At 47.9% G+C, this 520-nt stretch carries 1 protein-coding gene; it reads left to right on the top strand.

Annotated features, from left to right (window positions below):
- A partial coding sequence (locus tag CXF69_RS14260; protein WP_180952687.1) for a hypothetical protein occupies window positions 1–520 on the top strand: 520 nt, incomplete at both ends.

Below are 520 nucleotides of genomic sequence, written 5' to 3'. Positions count from 1 at the left end.
CGATGGCGAAAACTACAGCCTCACCATCACCAGTGTTGGTGCCAACGAATTTGAAGCCGTCGACTTTAGTGACGAGGCGACCAACACCGTCACCACCACCATCGACAGCAACAATGCAGGCGACAGCGCGAATGAGGGTGGACTTGATAGCAATGATGTTGTGTATATCAAACTAACTGGCGATGATAGCCAAATAGAAGCAGACAATGCTGCGCTGACCCATACCTTATCACTTGTGGATGCTGACGGTCAGCCTGTCACCTTACTTGAAGGACAATCCATAGAGGTCACCTTAAGCTACACTCGAGATGGCACCGATGCTGATGACTTTAGCAGTGTTAAACAAACCACAGTGACCATCATCGGTAATGCAGCAGGTATTTCAAGCACCGACATCATCAACCGCATCCAAGATGACCTAATTAGTGAAGGGGATGAGTCTTATACCCTCACCATCACCAATGTGGTGGATACTAATGGCAGCTTTGAGAAACTCAGTATCGATAATCAGAACAGCGTC

Origin of the sequence: Psychrobacter sp. Choline-02u-9 (genome assembly GCF_002836505.1) — a bacterium.
Classification (GTDB): Bacteria; Pseudomonadota; Gammaproteobacteria; order Pseudomonadales; family Moraxellaceae; genus Psychrobacter.
This window is presented reverse-complemented; position numbering and strand designations above follow the sequence as displayed.